Source organism: Leucobacter insecticola, assembly GCF_011382965.1.
Classification (GTDB): domain Bacteria; phylum Actinomycetota; class Actinomycetes; order Actinomycetales; family Microbacteriaceae; genus Leucobacter; species Leucobacter insecticola.
Genome location: NZ_CP049934.1, coordinates 2,230,774 through 2,243,469, shown reverse-complemented (window position 1 = coordinate 2,243,469; position 12,696 = coordinate 2,230,774). Strand labels below are relative to the sequence as shown.

Sequence of the window (12,696 nt, the reverse complement as noted above, 5' to 3'; positions counted from 1 at the left end):
AGCGAGCGTGTTTACATCCATTCCGAGTGATGGTGCCAAGTTCTCCTCGAAGCGGATAGTTCGTGGGAGTGTGCTTTAAGGGATGTGCGGTGAGGAATTCCCAAGTATCAACCGTCAGATTTCGATGGGTAGCAACTAAATCTCGCCAGCCTTTATCTGCCTGAGCTGTCGCTGCGACGATGCGGTATTCCGTTCTCTTGGTAGGTCGATTGACCTGGCGCTCTCTTGCCATAGTGCTTTAGGGGCGGGCTACCGTGTTGTCATGGTCAAGCCATTCCACCAGGGTGCTTTGGTGGCCAGCTGCGATCGCTTCAGCGGTTTCGCGCCAGGAGTTTAGTTCTGCAATTGCGAGATGTGGTTGTTCGGTTGCAAACGAGGCTCTTGCTGCGTTCACGAGGTCCTTCGCGCACTGGGCTTTGTCTGTTTCGGAAAGAGCGAACATCCAAGGGAAGTGATCTGACATGCGATCCGCAAGCGTACCGCGGTCATCAGTTGTAATTGCGATGAGCTGAGCGGCAAACTCGAAAAGTTGCTTGCGGATTTCAGCTTCTCTTTTGTTCATGAGTACCAGCGAGTCTGCATCGCGACGAGTGACCGTGACGGGACCGTTTTCGGCGGCCGCAAATACTTCACCGGAATTTCGGCTGAGTTCAGAAGATTTGAATTCTTGTCGGTTCGCAGTTGCCGTGTTCATGAGCTTATTGTACTTCAGAACACAATCCGAACTCAATGGCTCGCGCTGACCGCGTGCTCGTAGAGCGCGATCCCGGCCGTGACCGATACGTTGAGGGACTCCACACCCGAGGCCATAAGGATCGCGTATCTGTGTGTCGCGAGCGCATCCAGCTCCCGTGATAAGCCCTCACGCTCGCCGCCCAACACGAGTGCCAATCGTTCTCGAACTGTGCGGATCGAACTCAGCGGTTCGGTGGCACTGGCAGACAGCGTGGCGAGCGCAAGCTGCTTTTGCCGGACAAACGCGATGCACTCTGCACGGGTGGTAAGGACGACGGGCATCGCGAACACCAGCCCGCGGCTGGCGCGGACGAGGCGTCGATCCACAATCGTGCTGAGCCCGCTGTTGATGACAACGACGCCCGCGGCCCCGAGCGCGCAGGCGGTGCGAATGATCGCGCCGATGTTGCCGACGATTCGCACGCCATCGAGAATGAGGATGTCGCCTCGACCTCCGGCGAGTTCGCCTAGACTTCGCTTCTTGGGTGTGCGTGCCAGAGTAAAGATACGCGAATGTTTCTGCGTGCCGAACAGATTCTGGATCACACTCTCGCTGAGGCAATAGCGCGGCACGCCCGGATCAACACCTGTGAGTTTCGGGTCGTTGGCGGAGGCCGAGAAGTAGACGCTATCGAGCTCGATGCCGCAGGCGACGGCTTGCGCAATGTTTTCTGGATCATCAAGTACAAATGTTCTGGGCTTCTCGCTGCGGCTGCGCAGAACATCGGCGAGGCGTTTGGCGACAGGATGGCTGGGGTCATCGATCGATTGAGGTACGGTCTGTTTGAGCTGTTCCAGGGATACTGCCGCCATACGCACAAGCGTGAGCCCTCACGCGACGTCAGGGTCAAATTTCCGCCGCGGCCGTTCATTCCCAGGTGGCGGTGGCGGGATCCACACTGTGCAGCCTCGCATTCGCGTCGATAATCTCGGAGAGCCATACCGAGAGCCCTGGCTCGCGCTCGTCGATCTGAGCTGTGAAACGTGCGTCTTGCACGTAGAGTTGGCCCAGGCACACCTGCATTGAGTGGCTGCAGTTGAAGAGTGCGCTGATCGTCTCTCGATGCCGTTCAGCGAGGCGGTTCGCCTCATCGCTGCCCGCCGCAATGCCGGAACGTTTTGCAGCGGCGAGTTCTGCGAACAGAGCATCTCCGCCGAGTTGTAGCTGTATTCTCTCTGTCTCAGAGGACATCACGGCTTTGCGCTCGAACTGCGCCCATTCTTCGGACTCGCCCCAGCGATCCTGCGCTTCTTCTGCCCAGTCCTCGCGCCAGCCTCGGCCAAAGATCTCGGCCTGTTGTTGGGCGGTGAGACTGGTTCCTGAGGTGCGTGATTCCAAGATCTGATCCACTGCAGCGGCCATCTGTTGGAGCCTTGCGATGCGCTCTTCGAGTAAGTGCCGTTGTTGCCTGAGTTGAGCTGCCTCGTCAACGGTGGGGTCATCCAGAAGGAGGGCGATCTGTGTGAGAGCAAAGCCAAGCTCCCGGTACACGAGCACCCGGTGAATTCGGCCGACGTCCTCCGCTGAATACGTGCGATACCCGCCTGTGGTGCGACCTCGTGGATGCACCAGACCCACCGAGTCCCAGTGGTGCAAAGTCCGTACGCTGATCCCGACCAGCGACGCGACCTCGCCCACGGTGAATTCACCCGGTGCCGGTTCTTGCGCAGCCGGATTGGTGGGTACCGCGGTGGTCTGGCTCCTGATCCAGGGAGTCATCGATTCCGGCACGTTCACGCCCATCCTCGATTCCTTTCGCGGTTATCGTGCCTTATTGACGAGGCGCTTCGCGATCTCCAAGGCTGCGGCGGCGTCAAGTGCCGGGTAGCCGGCCACCTGCGCGCCACCGGTCGATATTTCAACTCCGGGCAGCCACACCGTTGTGACGGTCACTCCGGCAACGGCTGTCTCCGGGGTGCACGTGTAGGCGACACCACCGTTCGACTCAACCCAGCTATCTGAAATTACTGAGCAACCCTCCATCTGCATAACAAGTCCCAGATCAGGAACCTCGGCACCTGCCTCGACGGGAGTAAGGCCAACTGACACCGACCTGGCATTGGCGATGTCATAGTCGCGCTCGGCAGTCTCCCAGTCGCAGTTCGCGCCCCACTCGTTGACGGTGTTGCCCTCGTAAGGACGAGGTTCTCAAATATAGGGAGCCACCACGACCGCGACGTCGTCACATGACTTGATGTGATCGATCGTGAACCCGTCCTGGGGTTTCGTCTCTTGGGAATCGCTCGACGATGTGGGTTCTGGCTCCACGCTAGGTGATGCATCTTGGCTTGCGCACCCTGCGAGCAAAAGGAGTGAAACGGTCAGGCTGCCAGCGGCGAAAAAACTACGCATGTCGCAATTCTATCCTGTGTGATGGCCCCTCCTTGGCACTCGGTTCGCTACGTAGTGACGCATATTCTTCTAGCGAAACGCGCGGCTGAGTCCGCTGCCCGTCTGCGTCAGGTAGATCCAGCGGGCGAAGCGCCACACGGGGCGCTCACGAACCAGCGGAGCGGGTTTCGACGTTCGTGGCTCACCGTGATGGTCAGCTGGGTGCCACCGGCGGCGGGGGAGAGTGCGATCTCGGTGCGCATCGCAATGGGGCGGGGCGTGTCCATGTGTGCGATCCGCCACGCGATCTTGCTGCGCGGCGATACGTGGGTCACCGTAACTTGGCGGCGCACGTAATTCTCGTTGACGCGCAGCGGCTTCCCGTCAGGCGACTCGGTGCGCGCGCGGGCGATCCAGCTATCGCCTTGCCGGGATCCAAGCCCGGTATCGGGGTCTTCAGGCAGCTCCACCGAGCCGGTGTACATATCCCACTGCGGCATGTGTTCGGGATCGACCAGCAGTTCCCATACCTGCTCGATAGATGCCGGCACGAAGGCCTCGATCCTGCTCGACGCAAGCCCTGGCTGCTTGGGGGCGCGCACATGCTTGGTGGCGAGCTCCGGGATGCTCGCGGCTTGATCCAGCCGGGTGCGGACCTCCTCGGGGGTCGTGTCGAGACGGTCGAGAATGCTCGGGATCATGCCGCTCGGGTCATCAAGGAGTTCGCGCAGCACGGCTGCGGCGTCGCCCGCCTTCTTGCCCTTCCCGGCGTTCTGAAATACCTCTTGGCTGCGCCTATTGAGTTCGTAGCCGCCGGTTTCGTGGAACACGATATCGCCTGCCTCGGGCATGGCGGCACCGAGGCCGAGAGCGTCGAGTTGCTCGCGGTGATAGGACTCGACGGCGTCGCGGGCGGCCTGGATCGTGATCCCGAGCCCGCGCAGAACCTGACCGGCGGCCTGATCGCTGAGTACGAGCGCGAGAAACAAGTGATCGAAGTCAATGGTGCGCTGGCCGCTGCGGGACGCTTCTTCGCCGGCGGCGATCGTCAGCTGTTGGCTGGTGCGTGCGATGTCGAGTAGTTTGCTCAAGTGTTTCTCCTGGGGACGGGGATGCTCTGGTCGATGCGTTTGGCGTACTTCTTGTGCACGGCTTGTCTGCTGACGCCGAGGGCATCTGCAATGCTCTGCCAGCTGAGGCCGGCACGCAGCGCGGCCTCAACCTGGCGGAGTTCAAGCGAGTCGGTGAGGACTCGCAGGGAGGCGACCGCGCGCAAGCCGGCTCTCGGATCGCTGGTGTCCGCAGCAATCTCGGTGATCTGAGTGGTGCTCATGTCTGTCAACCTACATTGCTAAGTGGGGGTGTGTCAACCTTGGTTGCTAATGAAGGCTATTCAAAGCGCGTCTCAGTGAGGGCCGTACTACGCCCGACCGTGCGGAACGTCGCGAGGACCGCGAGGATGGCGGCCAGCAGGCAGAACACGACCGCCAGATAGTATCCGGGTTCGGGCCAGGTGACCGTTCGCCTTGGGTTGAGGCCCGTGATGATCGCCCACGCGGTAAACGCGCCGGTAACGATGCACAGCAGGAACGTGGTTGCGAACGGCACCGCCGCTTCCAGCGTAATCATGCGGCGCAGCTTCGTGGCAGGCATGCCCGTCAGCCGCAGCAGTGCGAGCGCTCGACGCCGTTCGATGACGCCAGCGAGGATGGAAACCGCAAGAGATACGACGGAGATGAGCGCTGCGATCACGATCCCAATGTTTGCGAGCCCCTTGTATTGCTGCGCCCAGCTGAGTGAGCCGTTGTTCTGCATTCCTTCGTTCAGGGTTTGGGGAGGGGAACCGTGTGTGATGGCCGAGGAAAAGGGGCTGAGCGACAGCGTGGTGCGCACGCGCTCTTGGGTCCCGGAAGTCCCGTCCGTCGTGACCACCACAAACATCGGGACCCCCAGGGGCGCGAGGCCTTCAGCGGCTTTGACGGTCACCGGAGGCGGTGATTGCGAAGTCGGTGAGTAGTAAAAATAGTCAGAGCTCACTGAGACGAATTCGGCACCGTTCGGCACGTCAAGCCCGAGCGCCCGCGCATCAGCGGTGCGCAACAGGTAGCGGTTATCATCGAAGCTTGGCGAAGAATTGAATATCACGAAGGCGCCCGTCACCCCAGAAACCTCTGAAGCTGTTTGGGTCAAGTGTTGAGCAGCAGCGATGGCGGCGGTGCTTTCCGTCTCGTTCCACAGGCTGGAATCGTAGGCAAGGCTGGGGGAAACCTCGGCCATGAAAGCATCGAAAGGGACGTGGTGGTGAGAAGTCGCGGCCGCTTGGTTTTGTGTCTGTTCGGTTTGATCCGTGGTCAGGGCCACGGCAAAGACGGTGACGACAAAGAGTGCGAGCACCAGGCCGCTCACGGTTCTGAACGTTGCTGAGGGGCGGCGCATGAGACGATTCAGCGCGAGCACACCCTCCGGGCTCTTCGCTCGCCGGACAGATAGTCGCGCTGTCCATGAAAGTAGGAGTGGACCGGCAAGCACGAGGCCAAAAGCGGTGAAGAGGAAACTGGGGATGAGGGTCACGCTAATGAGCTGGATAAGGAGCGCCGCGATCCCCGAACGCTCGTTCTCGGGGGTTTGTCCGTAGAAGAGACTTGCGGTCGCCGTGACCGCGAGGAGCCCGAGCCCGAGTGTTAGCGGAGTGAGACGCCACAAACTCGGGCGCTTCTCGGGGATGTCCCGCGCGGTGCTGCGGATCCCCCGCTGTGCACGCAGCGCGGAGAAGTGCGCGGTGAGAGTCGTGCTCAGAATGATCAGGACTGCCGCCGCAACAATGCCGCCCAGGCTGAGTGTCAAGTCTGAGACGAAGAAGCGTGACTCGCCAATACGAAGTTGCGCAACGACGGGCAGGCTCAGCCAGTAGAGAACGACGCCCGCGAACGTGCCGATGATGCCCACCGCGGCGGTCTCGAAGGCGGAAATTGTGGCGATCCGCATCGGCGTTGCTCCGACAAGGCCAAGCGTGCGAAAACGGTCAGAGCGGGCGGCCTGGTCAAGCTTTGTAACAATGCTGATCAGGATGACTACGGGGAAGAGGACTGCGAGACCGCCGATGAGCGCGATGATCATGTAGCTGAAGTTTTGGTAGGGGCTCCCGGTCAGGTTTGCCGCGTCGACGGTGATTACCCCGGCCGTTTGAGCAATAGCGTGGGGATCGTGGCCGATGACAATGAGTAGGGTATCGGGGCCCATCAGGCCTGCATCCCCAATCAACCCCGCCATGGAGCCATAGCGCGCACCGAGTTGGTCTTCGGGGTGCTTCGAGATGAGTTCGGCGAGCGCGGGGGAAGCGAGATATTCGCCGGGCTCTGGTAGTGCGTCTAGGCCGGGGAGGGTCGCAGCTGAGCTTGCTGCAGCAGCTACGTCGACTCGCGTGATGCGCTGATCCTGAAACCGGTCGTAGCCGCCGCCGAACGAGGTAGCCATCGTCAGGAATTCGGTGGCGCCGAGCTCGGGGCTGGTGTCTTCGCCGCCCTGACTGGGCAAGCCTGCATACCCCAGGTGGGTGTACACGTCGGCGCGAGCCGCGCGGTCGGTCATCCCTTGATACGCCGCGAAAACGAGCAGTAGCAGCATGGTGCCGACGGCGAGACCTGCCGCGGTGCCCACGAGTCGGAGCCGTCCTCCCTTGGCGCGGCCGCCGATAAGCCAGGTCAAGGTGCCGAGGTTCTTCATGCGTGGACCCCCTCGGGCGTGCGAAGCGCATTCGCGTTTCCGGAAATGCGCCCGTCGCGCACGACAACCTCGCGGTCAGCATAGGAAGCGGTGCGAGAGTCGTGGGTCACGATGATGACGGTGGTGCCGCTGCTCCGTGTGATATCGGTGAGCAGCGAGATCACGTTCTCGGCGGCCAGGGAATCGAGGGAGCCGGTTGGCTCGTCGGCAAACAAGACCTTCGGGCCGGTGACGAGTGCTCGTGCCACCGCGACTCGCTGGGCTTGGCCTCCGGACAGCTCACCCGGGAGCGCCTGTCTGTGGTCGGCGAGGCCGAGACGGTCGAGCCAGCTCGCCGCCTGGGAGAGCGCAACGCGGCGCTTGAAACCCTGCAGTAGGAGCGGCAGCGAAACGTTGTCGAGCGCGGTGAGGTCCGGGAGGAGCTGGCCGAACTGGAAGACGAAGCCGAAATCTCTGAGGCGGAGTCGCGCGCGTGCCGTCTCGCCGAGCGATTCGAGTGCGGTGTTGCCGTAGTGCACGGCACCGCCGTCTGGGGGGATGACGCCCGCTAGCGTGTGTAGCAGGGTGGATTTGCCGGATCCCGATGGCCCCATGATCGCCAGAATCTCACCCTGATCGATGTCGAGATCGATCCCGCGCAGGGCCTCGATCTGTCCGAAGGAACGCGTCACCCCGCGAAGACTGAAAAGGGGAGGGTGGGTGGAGGGTTTGAGTTCGTTCATGCTGACGCCACCTCTTCTGTGAGTTCTTCGAGTCGTGCTGCGGTGAGATCGATCCAACGCAGATCGGCCTCGATGTGAAACAGGGCGTGATCGCACAGCAGAACCGTGGCGAAGCTGGCGCCCCGTTTCTGTTGGGTGAGCTCGCGCATGCGGCGCATGTGCTCTGCGCGCTGTGCCTCGAGCAGCTCCGCGGTATCTTGGCCGAGCAGGATCGCAATGACTGCTTTCGCGAAGAGGTTCGATTGCATGGCTTCGGATGGGGTGTCGGGTGTAAAAAGCCACTGTTGAACCCGCTCGCGGCCGGTAGGGGTGATGTCGTAGCGCTTGCGCTCAGGCCCAGATCCTGCCTCGTCGCCGAGGAGTTCGATAAGGCCGTTCTTTACGAGGCGAGCGAGCGTGGCGTACACCTGGCCGAAGGCGAGTGGTTTCTCGGCGCCGAACCAGCGATCGTAGTCGTGCTTCAGGTCGTAGCCGTAGCTTGGCTCGGTGCTGAGGAGCCCGAGAAGGGCGAGGGAGCTTTCCATTTGTGCCATACACGGAGTCTATACACTCGATGTATAGATAGGCAACTGTGAAGAGATCATGCCGCTCTGACCCAGGTGCCAAAAGGCTAGGTGTGAGCGCGACGGTGCAGCCCGGATCGCCGCTTCATCCCGGCGAAAGTGGAAAAGACTGGGGAGGATGCGAACAGTACCGCGCTGCAGACCATGCTCTTGGCCCAGGCTCCTGGCAGGCCGGGAATGAATGCCTTCTGGGGGTGATTCAATGGATCCACCGCGAGGATCAGGCCGTTTCGTCGCCCGAGGCTCAGGCAGCGCACCGCATAACCGAAGTCGAGCGGCCTGGGTGGCTGGTCTTTGAGTGCTCGGGCGATGTTGTCTGCCGCGTGAGCTCCCATGGGGACCGCGACCGCGCAACCGCCGCGGAGATGATCCTGGCCCGCAACCTGGACGGCGTCTCCCGCGCCCCAGATTCCCGGCACGCTCTCCAGTGTTGCCGACACTTGCAGTTGCCCGTGGGTTGCGTTTCGTGGGGGTGTTGCCTCCGCGAGCGAGGAGGCGCTTGTCAGCGGGGAGTAGTGAAACCCGGTGGTATCGATGTGCAGGTCTGCCCCTGGGCTAGTGCCGTCGAGCACCACTCCCAGGGTTTCGAGTGTGCCGCGAAGGTAATCGTGTGCGCGTTCGGGAAGGTCGGCCCCCGCGGGGCTCCTCCCGTTCAGGTGTACCGTGAGTTCGGGGCGACGATAGGCGATCTCCGCCGCGAGCTCAATCCCGGTGAGGCCAGCCCCGCGGATCGCGATCCGAGCTCCGGGGCGCAACTCGGCGAGCCGCTGACGGATCTTGGAGGCTGACGCGAGCGAGTTGATTCCGTTCGGGGTGGGTTCGTCGCTGCCGGTGGTGAGCAAGATGTGTCGCGTGCGCAGCGTTGTGCCATCACCGAGACGCACGATCCCGGGCTCGACCTGCACCGCACTGGTACGGTGGTGCACGACACCGCGCCGGAGTACCTGGTGAAAGGGCTTCTCCACGCGAATGTCGCCGCCCGCGGCGTGTTCGTGGAGGTGGACGCGGTGCACAAAGTTGGGTTTGGGATCAACGAGCGCAACTCGCGCGCTGCGGGGGAGTCTGGCCACCGCGGTAACCCCCGCGTATCCGCCGCCGATCACGATGACGTCGTACATTTCCTGGCTCATGTCCTGTCTCTCTGTCCGTAGGGTTCACCCAGTCTGACCGGGAACGGCGAGGAAGTGTGAGGTTCGCCTCACATTCCCGGGTGATGCTCGGTCAGAATTGGGGGAGAGGGAGGCTCAAGCATGGTTGAGAGCGAGGTTGAGGGCGAGGTTGAGGGCGCGCGCGCGCGGTTGACGTGGCTGGCGTATCGCATGTTGGGGAGCTGGAGCGACGCAGAAGATGTCGCGCAGCTAAGTTTTGAGCGGTGGTATCGGCTGACGGCAGCTGAACGTGAGCGTATCGAGCGGCCCGCTGCCTGGCTGACGACCGCGGCATCGCGGCTGTGCATCAACCTGCTGGACTCTGCGCCGAAGCGACGCGAGCGCTATGTTGGGCCGTGGCTGCCGGAGCCGATTCCGGCGCATGTGGTGCCGGATCCCGATCCTCTCGACCGGGTCACTCTCGATAACCAGGTGAGCATGGCGCTGTTGGTGGTGTTGGAATCGTTGACGCCCGCGGAACGGGTCTCGTATGTGTTGCACGAGGTGTTTGGGCTGCGCTATGCGGAGATTGCTGAGATTGTGGGGCGCACGCCCGAGGCGACGCGGCAGGCTGCGGCTTCGGCACGCCGGCATTTGCGCGATGCGCGATCCAGGCCCAGCGACCCTGCCGAGCATGCCAGGCTGGTCGATGCGTTTCAGCAGGCGTGTGAGCAGGGTGACTTCGCCGGATTAATCGCGGTGCTCGACCCGCGGGTGGTCTCGGTGAGTGACGGCAATGGCAGGATAGGGATCGCCAAACGCCCGACTGTCGGGGCCGAACAGGTGGCGCGCTTCCTGCTCGGGATCCTGCGGCGTCCACTGCCCGGCACCGCGATTGAACGTGTCGAGGTGAACGGGTTGCCGGGGTTTGCGCTCGTGCGGACGGGGCTGCGAGGCAGAAAGCGGGTGACCGGCGTGATTTCGTTCGGCGTGGAGTCGGGGAGGATCAGCAATATCTGGTTTGCGATGAACCCGGACAAGCTTTCTGCTTGGTGAAGTGGGTCTATTGGGGCTCTGGATGAGCAGTCAGCGTGATTGCCGCGAGGGTGTTGTTGGTGATGCGCGGCAAGTCGGCGTCGTTTCGCAGGATCCCGTTGCGTGCCAGGAACGTCACAAACAATGCGGCGGCGCTGCTCCTGGGCCAAATGGTGCGCTGCCTGGGGCCACGGTCGCGATCAGGGCAAGTCACACCATGTATTTGTCCCAGAAGCCAGGTTGCGGGGCTATCTGCTCGACTACATCTACCCATAGCCCAGAAGGGTCAGTGAACCCGAATCGACGCTGACCGAATGGCTCGTCGGTGAGCGTGTACGTGACGACAAGACCCTTGCGGGTGAGCGCCTCGTGAGTGGCTTGTGCGTCTTCGACTTCCAGTTCAAAACACACGCCGGATCCGCTGAAGATTTTTGGCCCTGGCGGGGCTGAAGGGTGATCCGGTGTCATGAAGGCGATTGAGGCTGTGTTGTCGTCAGCGACGAGGAGGCTGAACCAAATGCTTTCAAATGCTGCTTCAAAGCCGAGATAGGTTGTCCAGAAGTCCTGCGAGGCATCTTTCTTTGTGGTGACGATGATGGGGTAGCGGTCCGAGAACCGCATATTGTGTCTCCTTAAGTGACTCTGTGGTCCTGGTGTTCGTTGTTTGGGGCTCAGAGGGCGTGCTTGAGAATGTTTTGGGCGTCGGTGGATCCGCGTCTGAGTTCGTTGCGAAGCGCGTGGCGAATAATCCATTGCCGTTGTGGTGTCGGATTTGCGGCCCAGCGAATTAGCAAGTCGAGGGTGTCAGTGCGGTTGCCCTTGAGGTAGTCGTTGAGGTTATTGGCCACCGATTTCTGCACGAATCTTGACGTGTCGTCCTTGAGTGTGTCAAGTACTTCGAAAATGGGCTGAGGTTCAGTGATGAAGAGTGTCAGTCTTTTGGACCAGGGGAGACGCGGACGCAGTCCCTCGGACGCGAGTCGGCGTATATGCACGTTTGACGATGTGGTCCAGCCCCGCATTACTTCCACTGTCTCAGTTGGCCGAGCCGCGATGTAGGGGCGGATGGCGAATTCGCCCGTGTGACGTTTGGTGAGTTCCTTGATTGCAGCGATTGACTCGTTGGGGTGATCGAGGCCATAGGTGGCAATGAAGGAGCCCACTGGCCAGAGCCAATAGCCGAAGGTGAACATTCCCGTCTCGTTCGGATTCTCTGGGCCATAGATGCGCGCAAGTTGCTCCAAAGCATCTGGGTAGTGCTGCGGTAGATGTTTGCGGAGGAGGTGAGCGAGAGTATCGACTCGGTCTAACAGCTCTAGCTCGGTCAGACCAGATGCTTCGGTATCCGCCAAGAAAGCTTGTGCCGGGAAGTTTGGATCCTGGGCGATGATTTTCTCGGACAGCAGCCGAGCAAGTTCGATGCCAAAGAAACGCTTATGGCCGGTTTCATTGCCCGTGTCGGAGCCTAAAGTTTCCACTGGAGCCTGCTTTGTCTTGTCGTTTCGCGTACTCTTGGTATGTCAATGAATAGGTGGGCGAGTGGCTGGAAAAAGGGACGCTCAGCGCGAGGCGACAGCGAAGGCGCTGGTCGCGGAGGCACGGCGACAGTTCACTCAACATGGATACTCTGCCGTGAAACTCACAGAGATCGTTTCCGCGCTTGGAATGACCAAGGGGGCGCTCTATCACCACTTCGACGGAAAGATTGAGCTGTTCCGAGTAGTCGTGCAAGAAATTCAACAAAAGGTTGGTGATCGCGTCGCCGCAGCGGCTGAAAACCAGAGCGACCCGTGGGAAGAGCTCGTGGCGGGATGCGAAGCCTTTTTGGAGGCACAGGCTGATCCTGAAGTGCAGCAGATCATGCTCATCGATGCCCCTGCTGTCTTGGGGTGGCAAGAGTGGAGAGCAATGGACGAGGCGGTCTCGGGAAGACTTCTTACGGAAATCCTCAACGCTCTTGTCAAGAAGGGAATTATTGCATCACAACCAGTGGAGCCACTCTCACACCTGCTGTCCGGCGCCATGAATGAAGCGGCATTGTGGCTCGCAGAGACAAACTCGCCGACGGCCTTGTCTGAGGCGACGGCTGTTCTGCGCCGCCTGCTCAACTCACTTCGTGAGTGACGGCTCTCCAGCTTTCCTTCCGGGAGGCCCTCCCCATCTGCGTATCGATTTGACCCCACGAATGAACGCGTCCGAGAAACGCAGCATGAAGTGAGCAATAATGTGGATGGGTAGTTTTGTTCGAAGGGCCGGTGAAAATTTCTGGTCGGTGAAAGGCGCGCTGAGCCGCGAGAGGACCCCATAGATATCGTGATTTGGGGTGCTCTCGCCGCTAAGGAGGTCCTTCACCACATACCACTGCTGCGCAAGAAGCGACGATTTCGAAGAGGCCCCGGAAGAAGGGTAGGCCGAGTACCGAGGTGCCCTGCGGCGAAAACGCTAACGTTGGCTTTCAGACATAGCGACTGGTTTATCTCTCGCCGTCCGCCGGATCA

Annotated in this window: 15 protein-coding genes; 2 read left to right on the top strand and 13 right to left on the bottom strand. The window is 61.2% G+C overall.

Features of this window, described 5'->3' with window-relative positions:
* Positions 1-238: 238 nt before the first annotated feature.
* From G7067_RS10425 to G7067_RS10380, 10 genes are all read right to left on the bottom strand, one after another.
* Positions 239-694 (bottom strand): prevent-host-death protein, encoded by a 456-nt coding sequence (locus tag G7067_RS10425; protein WP_166324040.1) that lies wholly within the window; start codon positions 692-694, stop codon positions 239-241.
* Positions 695-726: 32 nt separating this feature from the next.
* A complete protein-coding gene (locus G7067_RS10420; RefSeq protein WP_166324039.1) occupies positions 727-1,548 on the bottom strand; it encodes a TrmH family RNA methyltransferase in 822 nt (273 codons plus the stop codon).
* A gap of 55 nt (positions 1,549-1,603) precedes the next feature.
* On the bottom strand, positions 1,604-2,479 hold the full coding sequence (locus tag G7067_RS10415; RefSeq protein ID WP_244301073.1) for a MerR family transcriptional regulator: 876 nt from the start codon (positions 2,477-2,479) through the stop codon (positions 1,604-1,606).
* An 18-nt stretch (positions 2,480-2,497) separates the two neighbouring features.
* Complete coding sequence (locus G7067_RS10410) at positions 2,498-2,785, bottom strand: hypothetical protein (protein WP_166324037.1); 288 nt, start codon at positions 2,783-2,785, stop codon at positions 2,498-2,500.
* A gap of 410 nt (positions 2,786-3,195) precedes the next feature.
* Positions 3,196-4,158, bottom strand: a complete 963-nt coding sequence (locus tag G7067_RS10405) for an SRPBCC family protein (protein WP_166324035.1) — start codon at positions 4,156-4,158, stop codon at positions 3,196-3,198.
* A complete protein-coding gene (locus G7067_RS10400) occupies positions 4,155-4,400 on the bottom strand; it encodes a hypothetical protein (protein WP_166324033.1) in 246 nt (81 codons plus the stop codon). Before G7067_RS10400 ends, G7067_RS10405 begins: the two co-directional genes overlap by 4 nt.
* A gap of 56 nt (positions 4,401-4,456) precedes the next feature.
* Positions 4,457-6,790, bottom strand: a complete 2,334-nt coding sequence (locus G7067_RS10395) for an FtsX-like permease family protein (RefSeq protein ID WP_166324031.1) — start codon at positions 6,788-6,790, stop codon at positions 4,457-4,459.
* Positions 6,787-7,512: an ABC transporter ATP-binding protein gene (locus G7067_RS10390; protein WP_166324029.1), complete on the bottom strand. Its 726-nt coding sequence runs from the start codon at positions 7,510-7,512 to the stop codon at positions 6,787-6,789. Before G7067_RS10390 ends, G7067_RS10395 begins: the two co-directional genes overlap by 4 nt.
* Complete coding sequence (locus G7067_RS10385; RefSeq protein ID WP_244301072.1) at positions 7,509-8,045, bottom strand: PadR family transcriptional regulator; 537 nt, start codon at positions 8,043-8,045, stop codon at positions 7,509-7,511. The genes G7067_RS10390 and G7067_RS10385 overlap by 4 nt, the downstream gene beginning before the upstream one ends.
* A gap of 77 nt (positions 8,046-8,122) precedes the next feature.
* On the bottom strand, positions 8,123-9,205 hold the full coding sequence (locus G7067_RS10380; RefSeq protein WP_166324027.1) for an NAD(P)/FAD-dependent oxidoreductase: 1,083 nt from the start codon (positions 9,203-9,205) through the stop codon (positions 8,123-8,125).
* Between the two features lie 120 nt (positions 9,206-9,325).
* Here G7067_RS10380 and sigJ point away from each other — a divergent pair, with 120 nt between their 5' ends.
* Positions 9,326-10,219 carry an RNA polymerase sigma factor SigJ gene (sigJ, locus tag G7067_RS10375; protein WP_166324025.1) on the top strand — a complete coding sequence of 298 codons (894 nt, stop codon included), beginning with the start codon at positions 9,326-9,328 and terminating at the stop codon, positions 10,217-10,219.
* A gap of 7 nt (positions 10,220-10,226) precedes the next feature.
* On the opposite strand, the gene G7067_RS10370 is transcribed toward sigJ, so the two are convergent.
* Genes G7067_RS10370 through G7067_RS10360 form a run of 3 tightly spaced genes read right to left on the bottom strand, consistent with a single transcriptional unit; the run spans position 10,227 to position 11,676 of the window.
* Positions 10,227-10,412: a hypothetical protein gene (locus G7067_RS10370; protein WP_166324023.1), complete on the bottom strand. Its 186-nt coding sequence runs from the start codon at positions 10,410-10,412 to the stop codon at positions 10,227-10,229.
* Positions 10,409-10,819, bottom strand: a complete 411-nt coding sequence (locus G7067_RS10365; RefSeq protein ID WP_166324021.1) for a VOC family protein — start codon at positions 10,817-10,819, stop codon at positions 10,409-10,411. The genes G7067_RS10370 and G7067_RS10365 overlap by 4 nt, the downstream gene beginning before the upstream one ends.
* A 50-nt stretch (positions 10,820-10,869) precedes the next feature.
* Positions 10,870-11,676 carry a DNA alkylation repair protein gene (locus tag G7067_RS10360; protein WP_166324019.1) on the bottom strand — a complete coding sequence of 269 codons (807 nt, stop codon included), beginning with the start codon at positions 11,674-11,676 and terminating at the stop codon, positions 10,870-10,872.
* A gap of 154 nt (positions 11,677-11,830) precedes the next feature.
* On the opposite strand from G7067_RS10360, the gene G7067_RS10355 reads away from it, so the two are divergent.
* Positions 11,831-12,322 carry a TetR/AcrR family transcriptional regulator gene (locus G7067_RS10355; protein WP_244301071.1) on the top strand — a complete coding sequence of 164 codons (492 nt, stop codon included), beginning with the start codon at positions 11,831-11,833 and terminating at the stop codon, positions 12,320-12,322.
* Positions 12,323-12,696: the final 374 nt, after the last annotated feature.